At 40.2% G+C, this 21,061-nt stretch carries 16 protein-coding genes; 8 read left to right on the top strand and 8 right to left on the bottom strand.

Annotated features, from left to right (window positions below):
- The first annotated feature begins 34 nt into the window (after positions 1-34).
- Positions 35-937 (top strand): diacylglycerol/lipid kinase family protein, encoded by a 903-nt coding sequence (locus ACYVM0_RS24235; RefSeq protein WP_460561541.1) that lies wholly within the window; start codon positions 35-37, stop codon positions 935-937.
- 5 nt (positions 938-942) lie between these two features.
- On the opposite strand, the gene ACYVM0_RS24240 is transcribed toward ACYVM0_RS24235, so the two are convergent.
- Both ACYVM0_RS24240 and ACYVM0_RS24245 read right to left on the bottom strand, forming a co-directional pair.
- Positions 943-3,165 (bottom strand): hypothetical protein, encoded by a 2,223-nt coding sequence (locus tag ACYVM0_RS24240; RefSeq protein ID WP_460561543.1) that lies wholly within the window; start codon positions 3,163-3,165, stop codon positions 943-945.
- 107 nt (positions 3,166-3,272) lie between these two features.
- The gene (locus ACYVM0_RS24245; RefSeq protein ID WP_460561545.1) at positions 3,273-4,319 is read right to left on the bottom strand and encodes a COX15/CtaA family protein; all 1,047 of its coding nucleotides are present in this window, start codon (positions 4,317-4,319) and stop codon (positions 3,273-3,275) included.
- Positions 4,320-4,405: 86 nt separating this feature from the next.
- On the opposite strand from ACYVM0_RS24245, the gene ACYVM0_RS24250 reads away from it, so the two are divergent.
- Together ACYVM0_RS24250 and ACYVM0_RS24255 are read left to right on the top strand one after the other, a co-directional pair.
- Entirely contained in the window at positions 4,406-5,002 is a 597-nt protein-coding gene (locus tag ACYVM0_RS24250) for a ribonuclease HII (protein WP_460561547.1), read from the top strand.
- Between the two features lie 165 nt (positions 5,003-5,167).
- Entirely contained in the window at positions 5,168-5,476 is a 309-nt protein-coding gene (locus ACYVM0_RS24255; protein ID WP_460561549.1) for a hypothetical protein, read from the top strand.
- A gap of 64 nt (positions 5,477-5,540) precedes the next feature.
- Here the strand turns inward: ACYVM0_RS24255 and ACYVM0_RS24260 are convergent, their stop codons facing one another.
- A complete protein-coding gene (locus tag ACYVM0_RS24260; protein WP_460561551.1) occupies positions 5,541-6,146 on the bottom strand; it encodes an L-threonylcarbamoyladenylate synthase in 606 nt (201 codons plus the stop codon).
- 259 nt (positions 6,147-6,405) lie between these two features.
- On the opposite strand from ACYVM0_RS24260, the gene ACYVM0_RS24265 reads away from it, so the two are divergent.
- The 3 genes from ACYVM0_RS24265 to ACYVM0_RS24275 all read left to right on the top strand — a co-directional run bounded on the left by ACYVM0_RS24265 (position 6,406) and on the right by ACYVM0_RS24275 (position 10,215).
- Positions 6,406-7,329 (top strand): carbohydrate kinase family protein, encoded by a 924-nt coding sequence (locus tag ACYVM0_RS24265; RefSeq protein WP_460561553.1) that lies wholly within the window; start codon positions 6,406-6,408, stop codon positions 7,327-7,329.
- 50 nt (positions 7,330-7,379) lie between these two features.
- Positions 7,380-7,697: a hypothetical protein gene (locus ACYVM0_RS24270; protein ID WP_460561555.1), complete on the top strand. Its 318-nt coding sequence runs from the start codon at positions 7,380-7,382 to the stop codon at positions 7,695-7,697.
- A gap of 112 nt (positions 7,698-7,809) precedes the next feature.
- Entirely contained in the window at positions 7,810-10,215 is a 2,406-nt protein-coding gene (locus ACYVM0_RS24275) for a hypothetical protein (protein ID WP_460561557.1), read from the top strand.
- A gap of 77 nt (positions 10,216-10,292) precedes the next feature.
- Here the strand turns inward: ACYVM0_RS24275 and ACYVM0_RS24280 are convergent, their stop codons facing one another.
- The 3 genes from ACYVM0_RS24280 to ACYVM0_RS24290 all read right to left on the bottom strand — a co-directional run bounded on the left by ACYVM0_RS24280 (position 10,293) and on the right by ACYVM0_RS24290 (position 14,991).
- Complete coding sequence (locus ACYVM0_RS24280) at positions 10,293-12,455, bottom strand: S9 family peptidase (protein WP_460561559.1); 2,163 nt, start codon at positions 12,453-12,455, stop codon at positions 10,293-10,295.
- Positions 12,456-12,725: 270 nt separating this feature from the next.
- Positions 12,726-13,148 carry a transposase gene (locus tag ACYVM0_RS24285; protein WP_460562320.1) on the bottom strand — a complete coding sequence of 141 codons (423 nt, stop codon included), beginning with the start codon at positions 13,146-13,148 and terminating at the stop codon, positions 12,726-12,728.
- 124 nt (positions 13,149-13,272) lie between these two features.
- Positions 13,273-14,991 (bottom strand): lamin tail domain-containing protein, encoded by a 1,719-nt coding sequence (locus ACYVM0_RS24290; protein WP_460561561.1) that lies wholly within the window; start codon positions 14,989-14,991, stop codon positions 13,273-13,275.
- A gap of 321 nt (positions 14,992-15,312) precedes the next feature.
- On the opposite strand from ACYVM0_RS24290, the gene ACYVM0_RS24295 reads away from it, so the two are divergent.
- Entirely contained in the window at positions 15,313-16,305 is a 993-nt protein-coding gene (locus ACYVM0_RS24295; protein WP_460561563.1) for an aspartate-semialdehyde dehydrogenase, read from the top strand.
- Positions 16,306-16,367: 62 nt separating this feature from the next.
- Here the strand turns inward: ACYVM0_RS24295 and ACYVM0_RS24300 are convergent, their stop codons facing one another.
- Entirely contained in the window at positions 16,368-17,408 is a 1,041-nt protein-coding gene (locus ACYVM0_RS24300) for a 2-oxoacid:ferredoxin oxidoreductase subunit beta (protein WP_460561565.1), read from the bottom strand.
- 187 nt (positions 17,409-17,595) lie between these two features.
- Positions 17,596-17,946 carry a carboxymuconolactone decarboxylase family protein gene (locus ACYVM0_RS24305; protein WP_460561567.1) on the bottom strand — a complete coding sequence of 117 codons (351 nt, stop codon included), beginning with the start codon at positions 17,944-17,946 and terminating at the stop codon, positions 17,596-17,598.
- A gap of 126 nt (positions 17,947-18,072) precedes the next feature.
- Between ACYVM0_RS24305 and ACYVM0_RS24310 the strand changes: the two genes are divergently transcribed.
- Positions 18,073-21,045, top strand: a complete 2,973-nt coding sequence (locus tag ACYVM0_RS24310; RefSeq protein ID WP_460561569.1) for a beta propeller repeat protein — start codon at positions 18,073-18,075, stop codon at positions 21,043-21,045.
- Positions 21,046-21,061 lie beyond the last annotated feature (16 nt).

The raw sequence follows: 21,061 nt of genomic DNA on the forward strand, positions 1-21,061 counted from the left end.
CTAAATATAAATGCTTTCCCTGAACTTTGCAATCATGCAACGTCGCTTTATCTACTTTATCAACCCTATTTCGGGCACCAAAGGAAAAATTTTATTGTTAGAGACCATAAAAAAAATCACTTTTGAAAAAAACATCCCTTTCGAAATTTTACATACCAATGCCGCAGGAGATTACCACTACCTGCAGCAGAAAATTGTAACAGAAAAAATTACGGATATCATTATCTGTGGTGGTGATGGTACTGTAAACCAGGTTGCCTATGCATTGCTGGGTGCAGATGTAAACATTGGCATCATTCCTATGGGCAGCGGTAACGGCCTGGCTTTTGCCGCTAAGATCCCGAAGCAGGTGAATAAAGCTTTGGACATCATTTTTAAAGGCAATGCCGTTTACATTGATAGTTTTTACATCAATAAAAAATTCAGTTGCATGTTGTGCGGCGTAGGTTTTGATGCACAGGTGGCTCATGATTTTGCAAAACAAAGAAAACGTGGATTGGCCACCTACGTAAAACAATCAACCAAAAATTTTATTTCGGCAAAAGCATATCCCTTTGGTTTATCAGTAAATGGCGATGCATTTACAACCGAAGCATTTTTTATCAGCATTGCCAACAGCAACCAGTTTGGCAATAATTTTACCATTGCACCGCAAGCCAGTTTGCATGATGGTTTGCTGGATATTGTAATAGTAAATAAAATGAGTAAGCTGCGTATGTTATGGAATGTACTGAAGCAAATACGCAAGGGAGAAGTAAGGCCTTACGAAGACAAAAAATACCACCGTACAGATATTGGCTATTTTCAAACCAAAAAATTAACCATTCAAAACCCCCGGCAGGCGCCATTGCATATTGATGGCGACCCGGCCACAACTGCCGCCGTATTTGAAATTGAGATTATTGAGAAAGCATTCAGGTTATTGATGGCGGAATAAATAAATTATTTCAGCAGCTGCAGTATTTTTTTTACTTCGCCCTGGTTATAGCTGTTATTAAACGAAGCGATCACATCACGTTTTTCTCTTGCCGTTAAATGAAAATTAAGTGCCGCTCCTTGTTCTTCTTTTTCGGGTACATACATAAAAGTAATGCGGTGCAACATAGAATCCATGCCATCCTGAATATAACTGTATTGATCCGTTTCCGCATAGTCCTGTAGCTTATACCAGTTGTGTTGCAACATAGTGCCGGGCTTAATTAATACATCGGTGATATCGCCGCTTTCAAAAGGTTGCTGCCAGTTATCCTTCATGCGGTCTCGCAATTGCAGTATAATAACACCACCGGTATTTTCTTTTATCCAGTCTTTAAAATTTTCTATAAAACGCAGGGTGGTCTCCAAACCAAAATTATCCCTGAGGCCGGCGTCCATTACATCAATAACAGGATTGCTGGGCAGCCAGACATTGGGCAACACATAAGGGAATGTGGCATTCATACGCAACACCGTAAGCAGTCGTATATCCAGCGGATTTTGCTTCGCAAATAAAGCATTAAAGTCAACTGCATCGGGGCTGGCTGTAGTGTCGTTTGCATATAGCAGCGGTTTCATCATAAAGCTTACCGGCTGTGATGTGATCATCATCTTTCTGCCATCTCTTGAAATAGTATTATTAAAAATAATCAGCGGCACATTGGCAGCTTTTTCGTCCGCCGCAAAATCCTTTATCTGTGTATTGAATAAACCATGGCTGTTGTCGTTTAGTTTTTGTTCAAAAGCATAGCCCCGGTCTTTTACATATTTATTATTACCCACTGTAAATTTTTGCGCCGGCGAAAAAATATCCCTGGCAATCATAGAGGAGAAAACAGGATTCAACAGATCTTCGGCAATATTATCTGTTAAGTGGGGATGGTGTAAGTTTGTTTTAACATCGCTGGTTAAATTAGCCCGGTACAACTCACGGTAATAAGTAGCCGCTAACATACCGCCACTGGCTCCGCTCATCATCATGGTATGCTGCATCAATTTTCCGTTGGTTATGCTGTCTAACTGCTGCAGCGTATTCATCACAAAAGTACCGCTGCGTAAACCGCCGCCACTTACATTAATGAACACCATTACCGGTTTTGCTGTAGTTTGTTTCTTTTTCCAGTTTTCTAAAACAGCCTGCATATTGGCTTTATCGGCCGCCATTTGAGCCGGTGTACATAATTGCAATAAAGATTGCTTGTTATACCCCGGACGGTCCTCTTTATTAGTATAATTTAAACCATAAGCTTTGTTACGGGGGTCAATAATATCGTGGGTATATAAAATATTGAGAATGAAAATTAATACGATGATAAAAGGCAGGCTCCAGCTTTGCAAAAAATAAGTGAGTGCGCCGATAACAGAGGTCATCACGGCAAAAAAAATAAAAATACTTGCTGCCGCAGGCACCTGGAAAGCTTTATTATCCATAAAAAAACCAACGCCTGCTAAAAAAACAAAGGCCAGCGCAATACTTATAATGGCAGAGATGTGGTGCCGCTTAAATATCATATCTAAAAACTCCTGGCTGTAATGCGATACATTTCTTGCTTTTACCAGGCGAAAGCGGGTGCTGAAATAATACCCTACTTTCATTCCAAAACCTTCCTGTTGTGCTTTTACAGCGGGATCGTAAGTTTGCTTAAACTGTTTGGGATTGCCCACCACCGGCGCCACGCTACGGGTGATCGTTTTTTCGGCACCAAAAAAATAAGCAAAGGAAATAGCGAGTAAAAAAACAAAACCGCCCAGTATTCCACCTAACACTACAAGAATTTCCCCCGCTGTCATCAGTTCTTTATAGTCGTCAAAAATCACCAGCTTTATAGAGTAGAAAATAATAAACAGTATGGGCATTACTGCATTATTGATACAGTATTTTAAAAACGGCTTGGAGGTGGTAGCTAAAAATTTGCTGCGTTTACTATGCAGTATAAAAGTGGTTACATTCCAGCTCATCATAAAAACACCCATTGCAACACCTACTATTGCAGCGCCCAATGCATTTACATTACCCAGGTATTCCGGTGCAAAAAACAATGCATCGGCACCAAAGTTTTTCATAAAACCGCTGTTGATGGTACTTACCAATACTAACCAAAACACCAGTAATACCTGGTACTTTCTAAAATGAAGGATAAAAAGCTGGATAGGAAAGGAGTAAAAAATGTCGTTCAACAAACGTTTCATATAAGCCTATGCTGTTGTTGCCTAAATGTACTACAAAAAACAACATGGCACAAAACGCCGGCAGCAGGCATGGCAATAAATGATGCTGTAACGATCATCCGGTTCAATTATTTTTTTCGCAACACATACAATACAGTAACCACACACATCAGCAGCAACATTGCAGTGGCCTGGTGCAATACTCCAAAAATTACCAGGCGGTTGGTATAGGTGGCATTTAATACCGTAAGAATACCCAATACAACCTGTAACAAAACCAGCACCAGTGCACCCGTTCGTAAACTGCTGAATAATTTATTGTTGTTAATAGCTCCTGCTTTATACCACCAGCTAACAACCAGTACAAAAAGTAAATAGGCTAAACCACGATGAATAAAGTGAACCATAATATTATTGTTCACTAGATTTTTTGCCCATGGCGATAATTCATTCATAGATGCCGGCATCATGCTGCCATTAATATCGGGCCAGGTAGGTGCCGATACAGCTGCTTTTAATCCGGCCATAAATGCACCATAGATCAGCTGAAAAATTAAAACAACCACAATTGCAGCCATTAATTTTTGTGACGCCGGATTTACAATTCGTTGTTCCGGTTTAATTAAAAGGCTTAATGCAAACCATAACGTATAACTCAGCAACCCTAATGCAGCAATAAAATGTGTGGCTAATTCCACATGGCCCACAAAATATTTTTCGGGTACCAACCCGCTTGCTACCATTATCCAGCCAATGGCGCCTTGTATACCACCCAATACAAACAATATCACCATAGGTAATATCATTTTAGTATTGAATTTTTTTCTTACCAAAAAATATACAAAGCCAATTAAAAAAACCATACCCATCAATCGTGCCCACAGGCGGTGAAACCATTCCCAGAAAAAAATAAATTTAAAATCGCTTAATGAAAAATTCTGGTGTACATATTTAAACTGGTCGGTTACTTTGTAGCGGTCAAATTCTGCCTGCCAGGCCACATCATTCAAAGGGGGCAATGCGCCGGTAATAGGTTTCCATTCCGTAATAGACAAACCTGATTCGGTAAGGCGTGTAATACCACCTAATAAAACCTGTATGATGATCATACCAACACCTGCCAGGAGCCAAATGGCTACCTGGCGGTTATTGCGCTGTGTTATTGTTGTATCCATATCAGCTGCAAATTTACTACAGCAATATCTGTTATTAATAAAGAAACATTTTTTTTATTCTTTTGGCAGATATTTGTTGAACAAAGATGCTTTTATCACATTATCAAACTACGGTTACCGAAGCCGGCCTTGACGAAGCCGGACGTGGCTGCTATGCAGGGCCCGTGTTTGCGGCCGCCGTTATTTTACCTGCAGATTTTTTTCATCCCTTATTAAACGACAGTAAACAGGTAAAAGAAAAAGAAAGAGATATACTACGGCCCATAATAGAAAAAGAAAGTATTGCATTTGCTGTTGCTGCTGTTGATAATGATGAGATTGACAGCATCAATATTCTGCAGGCAAGTTTTAAAGCCATGCATCTTTCTTTAGATCGGTTGACCAACACACCCGAACTTTTATTGATTGATGGCAACCGTTTTAAACCGTATAAAAAAATTGCTCACCATTGTATCATTAAAGGCGATGGGAAATATGCGTCTATTGCCGCCGCAAGTATTTTAGCCAAAACATACAGGGATGAGTATATGCAAAAAGCACACGCTGCATTTCCCTGTTATGGCTGGGATAAAAATAAAGGCTACGGCACAGCACAACACCGTAAAGCTATCGAAGTGTATGGCTTATGTCAGTACCACCGTAAAAGCTTTAATATTCTGCCTGCACAGATAAAAATTTTCTGACCGTTTTCTGCTTTATTTAAACACTAAATCAATTTCAGCGACGTTATTTATTTTGCCGGCAGAAAAAAAATGGTACGGGTCAATTAAACCCCGGTTATCATCCCCGGTCTATGTATACATTAAACGTATTTATTCACCTTTATTTAATTTAAAACACAAGTATTTATGAAAGCAACAGTATTAACCGCAGCAATTGTATTAGGCGCTATTTTTAACAATGCCGATGCACAGGCAATTAAACAACGGGCTCAAAACCAGCACCACCGTATTAAACAAGGCGTAAAAAGTGGTGAATTGACCAAAAAAGAAACCGTAAACCTGGCCAAAGACCAGAAAGAGATCAGGAATGAAGTAAAAGATGCCAAATCTGATGGTGTGGTAACCAAAGACGAAAGAAAAGAAATTAAGCAGGATCAGAGACAGGCAAGCCGCAAAATTTATCGTAAAAAACACAATAACAGAGACAGGAACTAAAATAGCCTCATCAGGTAATAGATTAATAGATTTACAAGGCCCCGGATAATTCCCGGGGTTTTTGTTACTCCCATTCGCCGAGGCCCTGCCGAATAATGGTCCAGTTATCGGTAGTACAATCTACAATGGTAGAAGGTACCATACCACCAATGCCACCATCAACAACAAAATCAACCAGGTGGCCGAATTTTTCTTCAATTACTTCTGGGTCGGTGTATTCTTCCACCATATCTCCGGGCAGCGAGGCACTTAAAATAGGATTACCCAAAGCATCTAAAATATGCCGGCAAATATTATTATCGGGTACCCTTAACCCAACAGTGCTCTTCTTGCTTTGTAATATTTTAGGCACCTGTTTACTGGCAGGCAAAATAAAAGTATAAGGCCCCGGCAGGTAATTCTTCAGCATCCTGTATAGCGGCGTATCAATGCTTTTGGTGTAGTCGCTCAGGTGACTAAGGTCTTTACAGATAAAACTCAACTGAGCTTTCTGGGGATCAATATTTTTTATTTTACAAATACGCTCTACTGCTTTGTGTTGCATGATATCGCAACCCAGGCCATAAATGGTATCGGTAGGATAAATAATTACCCCACCATCTTTCAGGCATTCCACCACCTGTTTTACCAGGCGTGGCTGAGGATCTTGCGGATGTATCTGTATCAGCATAATAGGCTATCCACACAGGTTTACGTGAATTTGAATTGTTACAAACTTTGCTCCGGCACTAACATTACTGTGTTTTTACTCCCCGTCTTGTTTAAACATCGTTCAAGCCCTGCCTTTTGTTGAATTTTTATGTGAGCATAGCTTGAATTACTGTAATATTTTATAAAATTACCGCTATTCATCTTACATTAATCTATTACTTTTGCTTTTTGTGCATAAAAAAATCTTCAACCTAAAATCACAACTCTAAAATTAATTTATGGCACTTATTACAGTTGGCACTATGGCTTTTGATGCAATTGAAACCCCTTTTGGAAAAACTGATAAAATTGTGGGCGGTTCGGCCACCTATGTGGCATATGCTGCAAGCAATTTTATTACTCCTGTACAACAAATATCTATTGTAGGATACGATTTTCCGCAGGAAGAAATGGATGAAATGAAAAGCCGCGGCATAGAACTGGATGGCGTGGAAATTGTGCCCGATAAAAAATCATTTTTCTGGAGTGGTAAATATCATATTGATATGAACACCCGTGATACATTGGTAACTGATTTAAATGTACTGGCCGATTTTAATCCTGTTGTTCCGGATGCTTTCCAGGGCGCAGAGTTTTTAATGCTGGGCAACCTGATGCCGAAATTACAGTTGAGTGTTATCAACCAGTTGAAAGTACGTCCTAAACTGATTGTAATGGATACCATGAACTTCTGGATGGATATTGCGATGGATGATTTGAAAGAAGTATTGAAAAAAGTAGATGTACTATTGGTAAATGATGGCGAAGCCAGGCAATTGAGTGGCGAGTTATCATTGGTAAAAGCAGCCCGTGAGATCATGAAAATGGGGCCTAAGTTTTTAATTATTAAGAAAGGTGAACATGGTGCTTTATTGTTTCATGAAAACCATGTATTCTTCGCTCCTGCATTACCGTTAGAAGAAGTGTTTGACCCAACGGGTGCAGGCGATACTTTTGCAGGAGGATTTATCGGCCATCTTGCCAAAACAAAAGATATCAGTTTTGAAAATATGAAAACCGCTATTATCATCGGTAGTGCAATGGCAAGTTTTTGTGTAGAAAAGTTTGGCCCTGAAAGATTAAAAGAAATTACCAAAGACGATATTGATGCCAGGCTGAGTGAATTTGTACAGCTGGTAAACTTTGATATTGATTTGGTATAACTGTTGTAGTTAGAAGAATTAATAATTTTATCCGTATAAATTAAAAGGGCATGCTGGAAATAATTGCGATTATATTACTATCAAAGAAAAACGGTGCCCTGGCTGAAACAAAAGGCTTAAAAGCAGGCACATGGATTTTGTATACTGTTCTAAGCTGGATAGGGTTTGAAGTGGCAGGAGCTGTAATGGGTATTCTCCTTTTTGGCTCCGAAAATATAATTTTCGCCTATTTGTTAGCCATTGCAAGTGCTGTTTTAGGGTATTTTTTTATACTTAAAATTCTGCAGAATAAACCTGATACACATGATGACGATGATATTAACAGGATTGGTGTGAATGATCTTTACCCTGACAGAAAGAAAAGTTAAAGGAATTGTTAAAGAAACCATATAAAGGCAAAAGGCATTTATTATTGGCGAATTTTGATACTGCCCCCGTGTTATTTTTATCACACTTTAAAGAATCAGTAATCGTTACATAATGAGCATAAAAAGTTTTTGTAAAACAATTGTATCCCTGGTCCTTTTTTTATCTGCTTGTAATAGTTTGTTGGCGCAAGGCCGGATCGATTCTTTAATAACCCAGCTGGGAGAAAAATATCCGCAGGAAAAAATTTACCTGCATTTTGACAAGACCTATTACAACGCCGGCGAAACCATCTGGTTTAAAGCCTACATGATCACCGATAACCTGGCCACCACGCTTAGCAAAACCGTTTATGCAGAATTAATTGATGATAAAGGCAGCATACTTCAAAAAAAGATAATGCCGGTGTATGAGTCAGGGGCAGCTTCCAATTTCGATCTGCCCGACACTTTAACCAATACCCGTTTGTTTGTAAGGGCTTATACTTCGTGGATGTTGAATTTTGATTCTTCACTCATATACCTGAAGCCGCTGCAGATCATACCTGCCACAGTTACAAAAAAATCAACGCCTGTAGTTGCTACTTATAGCCTCACGTTTTTTCCCGAGGGTGGAGATATGGTAGAAACCATCAGCAGCCGTGTGGCATTTAAGGCTAATGACCAGGATGGGATACCGGTTAATGTAAGCGGTAATATTACAGATGCTTCCGGCAAAAAAATAACCACATTTACTGCCGTGCACGATGGCATGGGTTATTTTACAATTACACCATTACCCGGCGAAAAATATAAAGCTGTATGGAAAGATAAAAAAGGAATAGTACATGAAACACCGTTACCCATTGCCAAAAACCAAAGTGTTGCACTGAGTATAAAAAATTCTGCCGACACATTAAGATATACTTTAAAAAGGCCCGATAGTGCTGATGGCGAATTTACTGCATTTACTGTAGTGGCACAAATGCAACACCAGATGGTGTACTCTGCCAAAATAAACATGGCTGTAAAAAAAGAAGTTAGTGCACCCATCATTACCACTAATTTTCCTGATGGCGTTTTACAGTTAACTATTTTTAATGCCGACCAGGTACCCGTTGCAGAAAGACTGGCTTTTATCAATCACAATAACTATTATTTTGCTACCGACCTGCATGCAGTAGAGTCTAACCTTACAAAACGTGGGCACAATACCTTGCAGGTGGATGTGGGAGATACCATATTTAGTAACCTTTCTATTGCTGTTACCGATGCCGGCATTAACCCGGTGGGCAATAATGAAGAAAGTATTTTTTCAAACCTGCTGCTCACCAGCGATTTAAAAGGATATGTATACAACCCGGCTTATTATTTTTCAAGCGATGAAGATTCGGTAAAACAACACCTGGACCTGGTGATGATGACCAATGGATGGAGAAGGTTTAAATGGGAGAGTTTACTGGCCAGGCAATGGCCCAAATTAGTGTTTCCCATTGATAATTACCTTTCGGTAAAAGGCAGTATTTATGGTTTATCAAAAACACAATTAACCAATAAAGATCTTATCGGTTATATCAAAACCAAAAGCAACACCAGTAATTTTATAACCATACCTCTCAGTACCGACGGACAGTTCAGGCTTACGGGCATGTACTTTTTTGATACTGCAAGATTGTACTACCAGATCAATAATGATAAGGATAAACGACTGACAGGTATTGCCAGTTTTAATTTTAAGAATGAAATAGCCAATGCTCCTGCCCCATCTGCCGGCTTACTTTCTACAGTGTTTTTAAATATCAAACCCGATAGTTCATCATTTTTAAAAAATATCAAGCAGGCGGCATTGCAACGTTCTTTATTTGAAAGCAAAGCCAAAACACTGGAAGTGGTAAAAGTAGTGGGTAAAGTAAAAAGCTTAAAAGAAAAATTAGAAGAGCAATACACTTCCGGATTTTTTAGCGGTGGTGACGGGTATACATTTACCACACAGGATGATCCGTTTGCACAATCTGCCACCAGCGTATTAGAATACCTGAGAGGTAAGGTGGCCGGTATGCAGGTTTCGGCCGATGGGCAAAGCGTAAGCTGGCGTGGTAGTGCTACCAGTATTTTTTTAAATGAAACCAATTCCGATATCAGCCAGTTACAAACGATCAACATGACGGATGTGGCACTGATAAAAGTTTTTCGTCCGCCATTTTTTGGTGCTTCCGGTGGTGGCGCAGGCGGTGCTATTGCCATCTATACTAAAAAAGGGGGCGGCGATAATTCTGCTGTAAAAGGTTTGGACTTTACCAATATTTATGGCTATTCAGCCATTAAAGAATTTTACATGCCCGACTATGAAAAGCCAAACACCCCTGATGTACCCGATTACCGCAGCACTATTTACTGGAATCCATTTTTAATACTGGACAGAAAAACAAGGCGTATAAAAATTCCTTTTTACAATACAGACAACTGTAAAAAAATACGTGTGGTTATTGAAGGCATTAATAAGCTGGGCCAGTTTACAAGAGAAGAAAAGATATTTGAATAATTGTTGCCTGTTAAATAAGTGCCGCATTTATATAGACGAAATAAAAAACCGGGGTAAATTACCCCGGTTTTTTTATTCTATTCCGTTATACCTTCTAATGTTAGAAAAAAAGCAAACTCCCTGGCCCTGTCCTTTAAAGCTTTAAACCTGCCGCTGGCGCCGCCATGCCCTGCGTCCATATTGGTGTACAATAAAAGTTTATTGTTATCAGTTTTTAACGCTCTCAATTTAGCCACCCACTTTGCAGGTTCAAAATATTGTACCTGGCTATCATGCAGTCCGGTTGTTACCAGCATATTGGGATAGGCTTTTTTTTCTACATTATCATATGGCGAATATGATTTCATATAAAAGTAACTGTCTTTATCGGCCGGGTTGCCCCACTCATCATACTCGTTAGTAGTTAGCGGTATGGTTGGGTCGCTCATTGTTGTAAGCACATCTACAAAAGGTACGCCTGCTATTACACCATGCCAAAGATCGGGCCGCATGTTTACCACCGCACCCATTAACAAACCGCCGGCACTGCCACCACTGGTATACAAATGTTCCTTGCTGCTGTATTGATTTGCCAGTAAAAATTCAGCACAATCAATAAAATCGGTAAAAGTGTTTTTCTTCTTCATCATCTTGCCATCTTCGTACCAATACCTGCCCATTTCCTGTCCGCCACGTATATGTGCAATGGCAAAGGCAAAACCCCGGTTAAGTAAACTCAGTCTTGCGCTGTTAAAGCTGGCATCCATACTGGCACCATAACTACCATAGCCATATAAATGCAATGGTGCGGTACCATCTTTTTTAAATCCTTTTTTATATACTATGGAGATGGGAATTTTTGTGCCGTCTTTTGCAGTAGCAAATAGCCTTTCTGTAACATAGTCGCTTGCTGTATAACCGCCTACTACTTCCTGTTGCTTCATCAGTTTTTTTTCTTTGGTGCTCATATTGTAATCATATACTGATGCCGGTGTGGTTAAAGAAGTATAAGTAAACCTTACCACATCCGAATTATAATCGGGTGTATAAGCAAGCCCTGCGGCATAAGCCGGTTCATCAAAGGCCAGGTAGTGGCTGGCATTGGTTTGTGTATTGATGATATGCACCTGTGTCAGTCCGTTCTTTCTTTCTGATACGGCTACAAAATTTTTGAACACATCAATACCCTGTATCAAAATGCTATCGTTGTGTGCAATCATTTCCTTCCAGTTGCTGCTACCTGTATTTTCTTCGGTACAGGTTACTATTTTAAAGTTTTTGGCATTTAAATTAGTGCGGATATAGAATTTACCATTGGCATGGTCTACACTATACAGTACTTCCTTCATCCTTGGCTGAAAAACTTTAAATGCATCATCTGGTTTTGCTGCATTGATATACCGGTATTCGGAGGATAGTGTAGCGCTGGACCCTATTAAAATATATTGATCTGATTTGGTTTTATCCACACCGATATAATTGCTGGGGTCTTTTTCTTCGTACACTGTTTTATCTGCAGCCACGTCTGTACCCAGTTTATGTTTTTTTATTTTTTCAGACAATAATGTCACCAGGTTTTTTGAAGTATAAAAAATAGTCTGGTTGTCATTGGCCCAAACCGGGTTGCCCTCCGTATTAGGGATCACATCTTTAAACACTTCGCCTGTTTCAAGATTTTTTATATAGATATTATACTGCCTTCTTGATAACATATCTATCCCATAAGCCATCAGTTTGTTATCCATGCTGATGCTAAAACCGGTAGCACTAAAATAATTATGCCCTTCAGCCATTGCATTTACATCCAGTAATACTTCTTCCTTTGCTTCTAATGATCCCATCTTTCTGCAATACACAAAATAGTCTTTACCTTCTTCCACCCTGCTGTAATAATAGTAGCCATTTTTTAAAACCGGTACGCTTTCGTCTTTTTCCTTCACTCTTGCTTTCATCTCTGTATACAATTTTTCCTGTAATCCTTTGGAGCCCGACATCATCGTGTCGTAATATTTATTTTCAGCCACCAGGTAATCCACCACTTTAGTACTGTCAGGACCCTTTTTAAAATAATCGTTCAGCCAGTAGTAATTATCTATCCGGGTATCGCCAAATGCTATTAATTCTTTGGGCTTCTTTTCACAAACCGGGGCAGCAATACTGTCCGGCCATTGGTAGGTTGTTCTTTTCATATCAGTTTGGTTATTGCAGGAAGAGATCATTACAACAGTAATTGCTGTAACTAGCAGGTGTTGGGGTTGCATCAGATAAAGTTTATGGTGAGTGAAAGGTTACTTTTTTCGTCCTCGTCTCTGACGAGGATGAGTTGGTTTTGAGACTTTGTCTCAAAATTGCAAGTCAAAGACTTGCAATCATTGCTCCCTCGTCTCTAACGAGGGCGAGTTAAACGAGCACCACCTTCACCAATCTCTTCTTTCCGCAATAATCTCTTGCAGAGCTATACAAATAATCCCCTGCGTTTTCTACTATGCCTGCCCTCACCGGATTTTCATGAGTGTAATTTAATCGTTTTTTTAACAACTCCGGTTTATGGGAATCAGGATAAACAGCATGATTGCCATCCTGCCAGGAATGATATTTTCAATACGCTGAATAAATTTTCCGGCAAACTCAAAACGATACAACATCCGGTCCTTTTTGCTTTCGGGCTCTTCTGCTATGGCTTTAAAAATTGACCGGGCAGTAAATTTTTTAAAATCTCTTATTATATGTGATAATTTGCAACCTTCCTTTGCCTTTGCAATCAAATGCAAATGATTGGTCATTAAACACCAGCCATATACCATCAACTCTTTCTTTTTAATACAAAAGTTCAAAACGTCGACAATACTTTGTTTGTACACACGGCGAATAAAAACATCTACCCAATCTACAGCGGTAAAGGTTAAAAAATAACAGGCATTCTGATCAGTAATATAGTATCGGTCTCCTGGTATGAAATTTAATTTTTATTGTCTTTGTTCTCGTGTCTGATGAGGGTGAGCCGGGTTGGAGACTTTGTCTCAAAGTTGCAAGTCAGAAACTTGCAACCAAAACATCCTCGTCAGAGATGAGGACGAATTAGTGCCGCCTCGCCAACACTATCGTATTTTTAAACTGCTTCCGCTTCCCTTGCAGGTTAAACACTTCTGTATAAAAAATATAAATACCAACTGGTAGTTGCTGATTCTTTTCTCCCAATCCATCCCACCGAAAATTACCGGCAGTACCACATAATGCATTTCGCTGCAGGTAGCGCACCGCTCTTCCGGCCGCATCAAAAATGATAATAGTAGCCACATAACCCTGCGCAGGAAATGAATAACTGATAGTAGCAAAATCATCCATGCCATCATTATCAGGCGAAACAATGTCGGGTGTTACCGTTATGGTTCCCTGTACGCCATCATTGATCTTGTATTGAGAGTTTTTATAGGTAGGTGTTCCATATCCAACAGAAGTGGCTGCACTATGCCAGTTATCCTGCTGCTGGGTGGGTGCGTTGTAATCAATTCTTTCCAATGCCACGCCTTCATTATTATCAATTAATTTAAAATGCCACTTTTCGTCATACTTCAATTCGTCGGTAATATTTCCATGTGCATTTAAAATAACCACATCGCCCTTATCATCGTTGTAAGAAGGCATGGGAGCAACTGATAAAAGAGCATCCATATTTTTAGTGATGAAGTCTCTTTTCACAATTGCAGGATCTTCGGTGATCACCATAAAATCCTGCGGAAACAAAAGATAATTATCGGCACTCAGTTGTTTAATGCTGCTGATAACATTAGTGCTGTTGCGGTTGGCAATATAAGTTTGCTTTAAATCGATGATGCTGTTACTGCGGTTATAAATTTCCACATAATCGGTACCATTAGTTTTTGGATTGAATAAAATTTCGTTGATAACAATATCAAGCGTATCGGCTATTTCACTTAAACCTACTCTTGCTGTGTTCTTACCGGCAACAATATTGCCTGCACAATCACTAACGGCGGTTGCCGTAATGGTATATACTTTTTTGCGCAGCAATGCCGTACTTAATTTTAAGTTTACTTTATCAAAAGTCGGGGCAACTGTAACAGCCGATTGCGGCGCACCAATACCATCACTGATTGAGTAATTGTTTATGGTAGCTGCTTTTACACTATCTAATGGTTCATCAAAAACCAGTACAATATTTACGCTGTCTGCTGCATAAGCTCTTAATAATTGCGGTGCAGTTACATCTGCATTAATAGCATCCGCCGCATTTTTTTTACCTGGTGTGCCGCCATTGATATCAGTACTTGCCTTCCAGTTGGCGAATCCGCCGCAGGGATTCTTTGTGTCTATCATTTCTAATGACCAGCCGCCGTCTTTTTTTAATTCATTCCTGTACCAGGCATCCGTATAATTTACGGCATGTATAATTTTGTTTTGAGGGCTGCGCAGATAAACCAGGTCGCCGGTATTATCTAAAGAAGGAAAACCGGTTACTGCAATGGCTGGTCCGTAAATACTCATTGCTGTAACGGCACCCGATGTGCAGATAATAACAACACTATCGGGTTTTAAATTGTAGGCAGGCATGGCGCCACTTTGCCCGGTGGCATCGCCTATTTTCCAGCCCAGTAAATTAAACGTGGTAGTAGAAGTATTTCTTAATTCGATCCATTCGTTATTAGGCAAATTAATTTGTGGTGCAGGGTCGGCCATTATCTCGTCGATAACTATATCAAAACGGTTGGCTGTTTGAGCCCTGGTATAAAAGCCGGCGAAAATAAAAACAATAATAAGGCAGAGTTTGTTACGCATACATTCCTTTTTAATAATGATAAAAAATAACGGTCATCAAAAGGAAGTAAGGCATGTACTGCAAGGTGAGGCGGGCAGCGGGTTATGGCCCGGCAACGTTTGCACAACATAAATATAAATAATTTGGATAGAATTGCAGTTTGTATTTACTTTGTGCCACAAATGACAACAATAAAACACATAAAACATTCTAAGAAATCTTTTTTAACAGAGAAGGTGTGATTGTTTTATGTTTAAAATAAGTACAGGCCTTCCTAAAACGGGAAGGCTTTTTTTTAACCAAAAAAATCTCTTTAAAAAGAGAATCGGGGGGAACAAAATATGAAAGTTGCAGTAGTAGGCGCTACAGGATTAGTAGGCACCAAAATGTTACAGGTTTTAGCGGAAAGAAATTTTCCGGTAGATGAACTTTTACCGGTGGCATCTGAAAAATCAATTGGTAAAGAAGTTGATTTTAAAGGAAAAAAATATAAGGTGGTGGGCTTTGCAGATGCAATTGCTGCCAAACCTGATGTAGCTATTTTTTCTGCCGGTGGTGGTACTTCTTTAGAACTGGCGCCGCAATTTGCAGCCGCCGGCATTACTGTAATTGACAATTCCAGCGCATGGCGTATGGACCCTACAAAAAAATTAGTGGTACCTGAAGTAAATGCTAACGTATTAACTAAGGAAGATAAGATCATTGCAAATCCTAACTGTTCAACTATTCAAATGGTGGTGGTATTAAAACCATTGCATGAGAAATATAAAATTAAGAGAGTGGTGGTAAGCACTTACCAAAGTGTTACCGGTACAGGTGTAAAAGCTGTAGAACAATTAATGAATGAAAGAAAAGGCATTACCGACGGGCCAATGGCTTACAAATACCCTATCGACCTGAATGCGATTCCGCAGATTGATGTGTTTTTAGATAATGGTTACACCAAGGAAGAAATGAAGATGACCAATGAAACCATTAAAATTATTGGCGACGCTAATATTAAAGTAACGGCTACCACAGTTCGTATACCTGTAATGGGTGGCCATAGCGAAAGCGTGAATATTGAATTTGAAAATGATTTTGACCTGCAGGAAGTAAAAGATCTGCTAAGCAAAGCGCCGGGAGTAATTGTACAGGATGATATTGCTAATAATGTTTACCCGATGCCTTTAACTGCTCATGAAAAAGACGACACTTTTGTAGGCCGGATCAGAAGGGATGAAACACAAGCCAATACTTTAAACTGCTGGATCGTAAGTGATAATTTACGTAAAGGTGCTGCTACCAATGCGGTACAGATTGCGGAGTATCTGGTGGCAAATGGTTTGTTGTAAGATCGTTGTATAAATAAAAAGCCCCGCTTCAAAAGTGGGGCTTTGTTATGCAATAATATTTTTTAACTTATCACCCAGGTCTCACTGCCTCTCAGTAATTTATCCAGATCGCCTTTGCCTTTTTTAGCAATCACATCATCTAATTGTAGTTGCAGGCTGTCTTCATAACAGGCTCTTTCAGTTTCGTAAAACACACCGAATGGCCTTGGTAAATGCCCTTGTAATTTAGGGTCATCAAACATGCGGATCAATATCTGTGCTTTGTAAAAATCTTTTTCATCATGTATCCAAAGATCATCAGTGCTGGCTCCTGCTGCAAGGTCAACGATCACCGGTTTAAAACCGTCTAACTTAATACCCTTATTCTGTGTGGCACCAAATACCAATGGTTTTCCTTGTTCTAAAAATAATACTTCATCAGCCTTGCTGCTCTTTTCTGTAAAAATCTCAAAAGCACCGTCATTAAAAATGTTGCAGTTTTGATAGATCTCCAAAAACGAAGCGCCTTTATGTGCCTGCGAGCGCAACAACATCGCTTGTAAATGTTTGGGGTCTCTGTCCATTGTACGAGCAATAAAACTTGCATCGGCACCCATGGCCAAAGCCAATGGATTAAAAGGATGATCGATACTGCCGAATGGTGTTGATTTGGTGATCTTATTTTCTTCTGAAGTAGGAGAATATTGTCCCTTGGTTAAACCATAGATCTGGTTGTTGAACAATAAAATATTGATGTCAAAATTCCTTCTTAATAAATGAATGGTGTGATTACCACCGATGCTTAAGCTATCACCATCACCGGTTACCACCCACACACTCAGCTCGGGCCGGGCTGCTTTTAAACCGCTGGCCACTGCTGTTGCACGGCCGTGAATACTGTGCATACCATAAGTGTTCATATAATACGGGAAACGGCTGCTGCAGCCAATACCACTTATAATTACAATATTTTCTTTAGGGATACCCAGTGTCGGCATCACCTTCTGCACTTGTGCTAAAATGGAATAATCGCCACACCCGGGGCACCAGCGCACTTCCTGGTCGGTTACAAAATCTTTTGAGGTTAAAGGGGTAGCTGGAGCTATCGTTGTTGTATCAGACATAGATCAATTTATTGGACCATAAAGTTACTTAAAAAAATGTTCAATAATCAATGCCTAACGCTCAATATTCAAATTAAATACAATTTTTTACACGGTATATTCTTTATCAAACCAATCTGGCTTAGCATACAGCTGGCTTCAATTGAGCCCTGAATATTGAACGCCTGCCTTCAGGCAGACAGGTTGATTATTGAACATTTGCATTTAATTCTTCCCAGTATTCAGCTGCCCGCCGGGTATGGGGTATTACAATAGTGCCGCCTACAATATTGGCTACTGCAAAAACCTCGTACATCTGCTCGGTGGAAATACCCAGCTCATGTGCTTTGCCGAGGTGATATTTAATGCAATCATCGCAGCGCAATACCATACTGGCCACAAGCCCTAAAAGTTCCTTGGTCTTTACATCCAGTGCGCCTTCGGCATAAGTGTTGGTGTCTAAATTCCAGAGGCGTTTTATTACAAGGTTATCCTTGCTTAAAATAACCTCGTTCATTTTGGTGCGGTAGTCGTTGAATTCCTGTACAAGATCTGACATATTGAAAAGTTTAAAGTTGATACATTAAAATACAAATGTATTCAGAAATTGTTGGGATAAACTCAAATCAAATAATGATATAAAGCTGGCAACAAAAAACTACATTTGAAAACCAAACCATTTACCATGAAAGTAAAAATCCTGATTGCTTTTACGTTGTTATTTTTCTCCGCTTTTTACTCCAACGCCCAGCCCTTCGACAGCACCTATTTCAACGCTATGCAATGGCGCTGCATTGGCCCACACCGCGGTGGCAGAACCGTTGGTGCTGTAGGCGTACCTTCTCAACCCAATGTATTTTATATTGGCGTAAACAATGGCGGCGTATGGAAAACAACTGATTTTGGAAGAACGTGGAAGCCCGTTTTTGATGAACAGCCTACGGGCAGTGTGGGAGATGTGGTGGTATCACCCTCAAATCCCAATGTGTTATATGTTGGTAGTGGTGAGGGTTTGCAAAGGCCCGATCTTTCTGTGGGTGATGGTATTTATAAATCTGTTGACGGAGGAAAAACATGGGCCAATATTGGTTTAAGAAATGCCCAGCAGATTGGCGGGCTGGCTATTGACCCGAAAAATGAAAACCGTTTGTTTGTAGCTGCGCTCGGCCATCCTTATGGTGCCAACGAAGAACGCGGTGTATACAGAACAACCGATGGAGGTAAAACATGGGAAAGAGTTTTATACAAAGATGAAAATACCGGGGCCGTACAGGTAACTATCGATCCCAATAATTCTAACATTATTTATGCCGATATGTGGGCAGGCAGGCAGGGGCCCTGGGAAAACGGCGCCTGGAACGGTGCAGCAAGCGGTTTGTTCAAATCAACCGATGGCGGTACTACCTGGAAAAAATTAACTACTGGTTTACCCACGACAGAACAAGGTTTGGGGAGAATTGGCTTTTGTATTGCGCCTTCTAACAGTAATCGTTTATACGCTACCGTTGATGCAGGCAAATACGGCGGCATTTACCGTAGCGATGATGCAGGCGAAAGCTGGACCAATAGTAATGCTGATGAAAGGCTTTGGGGGAGAGGCAGTGATTTTGCAGAAGTAAAAGTTGATCCCATTAATGCTGATATAGTGTATACTGCCGATGTGGTGGTATGGAAAAGTACGGATGGAGCCAAAACATGGAATGCCTTTCGTGGTGCCCCCGGTGGCGACGATTACCACAGGATATGGATCAATCCCAATGACAATAAAATTATTTTAATTGCCAGCGACCAGGGCGCTATTATTACTGTAAATGGTGGCGAAACTTTTTCAAGCTGGTACAACCAGCCCACCGCACAGTTTTATCATGTAAGCACCGATAATTCTTTTCCTTACAATGTATACAGCGGCCAGCAGGAAAGTGGCAGCGTAGGCATTACATCAAGGGGCAATGATGGCAGCATTACATTTCGTGACTGGCACCCCGTTGGTGCGGAAGAGTATGGTTATGTGGTGGCAGATCCAATGGATAATAATATTGTGTACGGTGGTAAAATAAGTCGTTACGATAAAAGAACCGGGCAGGCACAGAATATTGCTCCCGAAGCTGTACGCAGCGGCAAATACCGTTTTTTAAGAACAGCGCCGGTATTGTTTAATCCCGTTGATAAAAAAACTTTGTACTACGCCGGCAATGTTTTGTTTAAAACTACAACAGGTGGCAGTAAATGGGAGACCATCAGTCCCGATCTGTCGAGAGAAAGCTGGGACATCCCATCCAATGTTGGTATTTATACAAAAGAAGACATGAAGAAAATGCCACGTCGTGGTGTAATTTATACTGTGGCGCCTTCTTATGTTGACATTAACACCATCTGGTGCGGTACTGATGATGGATTGATTCATATTACGCATGATGGCGGCAAAACATGGAGCAATGTTACGCCTCCGCAAATTACCAGCTGGAGCAAAGTTTCTTTAATGGACGCCAGCCATACCGATAAAAACACGGCGTATGCTGCCGTAAATAAAATTCGTTTGGATGACATGCATCCACATATTTATAAAACTACCGATGGTGGCAAAACATGGACCGAAATTGTAAAAGGTTTGCCTGATGATCCCATCAATGTGGTAAAAGAAGATCCGAAAAGAAAGGGGTTGTTATTTGCCGGAAGTGAAAGAGCCGTATATGTGTCTTTTGATGATGGCGCTAACTGGCAATCGTTGCGGTTGAATATGCCTGCAACATCGATAAGAGATCTTGTAATTAAAGATGATGATATTGTAGTGGGTACGCATGGCAGAAGTTTCTGGATACTGGATGATATTACGCCGTTGAGATATTTAGATGAGCGACTAAGTGCTTCGCCGGTAATCTTATATCAACCGCAAAACACTTACCGCGTAAGATGGAATATGAACACCGACACGCCGCTACCACAGGAAGAACCTGCAGGACAGAATCCGCCGGATGGTGCAATCATTAATTATTTTTTAAACGAGGAGGCAACGAATGTAAAGCTGGAGATTTTTGATACAAAGATCAAAGAACCAATAGCAGAAAAAGATTTGAATACCATTCGTTCTCAAACCAATACACTGATAAGAACTTACAGTAACAAAGACACGCTGTATAAAATACCTGCCAATAATGTACCGCCTTATTGGTTAAGGCCACAGCAAATACTGTCTGCTACCGAAGGCAGTCACCGTTTTATGTGGGATATGCATTACCAGCCACTGAATGTGCCACCGTCTTTTCCTATTGCTGCAACGTATATGAATACTGCACCCGATGCTACATCGCCATGGGTAATGCCGGGCGTGTATATCGCTAAGCTTACTGTTGACGGCAAAGAATTTTACCAGGCTTTCCGGGTTAAAATGGACCCCAGAGTAAAGACCAGTGCGAAAGATCTGCAACTGCAACACGATCTTAGTGTGATGTGTTACACCAGCATTAAAAAATGTACCAATGAATTGAAAGGATTGGACGCCAATAGTGAAAAGGCAAAAGCACTGACAAAATATATCGGCAGCTTTACCGCTATTCAGAATGTATTGCAGGATAGTGACTGGGCACCAACCACAACAATGATCAATGCCGCTAAAGAAACAGAACTTTCATTGGCACAATTTTTAAAAACATTGCATTAACTCATCCTCGTCTCTT

The organism is Ferruginibacter profundus (genome assembly GCF_054783275.1).

Bases quoted from the DNA above. Each gene is read 5' to 3' on its own strand.
- ACYVM0_RS24295 (WP_460561563.1), top strand. From the start codon at position 15,313: ATGAAAGTTGCAGTAGTAGGCGCTACAGGATTAGTAGGCACCAAAATG.
- ACYVM0_RS24240 (WP_460561543.1), bottom strand. From the start codon at position 3,165: ATGAAACGTTTGTTGAACGACATTTTTTACTCCTTTCCTATCCAGCTT.
- ACYVM0_RS24235 (WP_460561541.1), top strand. From the start codon at position 35: ATGCAACGTCGCTTTATCTACTTTATCAACCCTATTTCGGGCACCAAA.
- ACYVM0_RS24300 (WP_460561565.1), bottom strand. From the start codon at position 17,408: ATGTCTGATACAACAACGATAGCTCCAGCTACCCCTTTAACCTCAAAA.
- ACYVM0_RS24260 (WP_460561551.1), bottom strand. From the start codon at position 6,146: ATGCTGATACAGATACATCCGCAAGATCCTCAGCCACGCCTGGTAAAA.
- ACYVM0_RS24245 (WP_460561545.1), bottom strand. From the start codon at position 4,319: ATGGATACAACAATAACACAGCGCAATAACCGCCAGGTAGCCATTTGG.
- ACYVM0_RS24290 (WP_460561561.1), bottom strand. From the start codon at position 14,991: ATGCGTAACAAACTCTGCCTTATTATTGTTTTTATTTTCGCCGGCTTT.
- ACYVM0_RS24305 (WP_460561567.1), bottom strand. From the start codon at position 17,946: ATGTCAGATCTTGTACAGGAATTCAACGACTACCGCACCAAAATGAAC.
- ACYVM0_RS24255 (WP_460561549.1), top strand. From the start codon at position 5,168: ATGAAAGCAACAGTATTAACCGCAGCAATTGTATTAGGCGCTATTTTT.
- ACYVM0_RS24270 (WP_460561555.1), top strand. From the start codon at position 7,380: ATGCTGGAAATAATTGCGATTATATTACTATCAAAGAAAAACGGTGCC.
- ACYVM0_RS24265 (WP_460561553.1), top strand. From the start codon at position 6,406: ATGGCACTTATTACAGTTGGCACTATGGCTTTTGATGCAATTGAAACC.
- ACYVM0_RS24280 (WP_460561559.1), bottom strand. From the start codon at position 12,455: ATGCAACCCCAACACCTGCTAGTTACAGCAATTACTGTTGTAATGATC.
- ACYVM0_RS24310 (WP_460561569.1), top strand. From the start codon at position 18,073: ATGAAAGTAAAAATCCTGATTGCTTTTACGTTGTTATTTTTCTCCGCT.
- ACYVM0_RS24275 (WP_460561557.1), top strand. From the start codon at position 7,810: ATGAGCATAAAAAGTTTTTGTAAAACAATTGTATCCCTGGTCCTTTTT.
- ACYVM0_RS24250 (WP_460561547.1), top strand. From the start codon at position 4,406: ATGCTTTTATCACATTATCAAACTACGGTTACCGAAGCCGGCCTTGAC.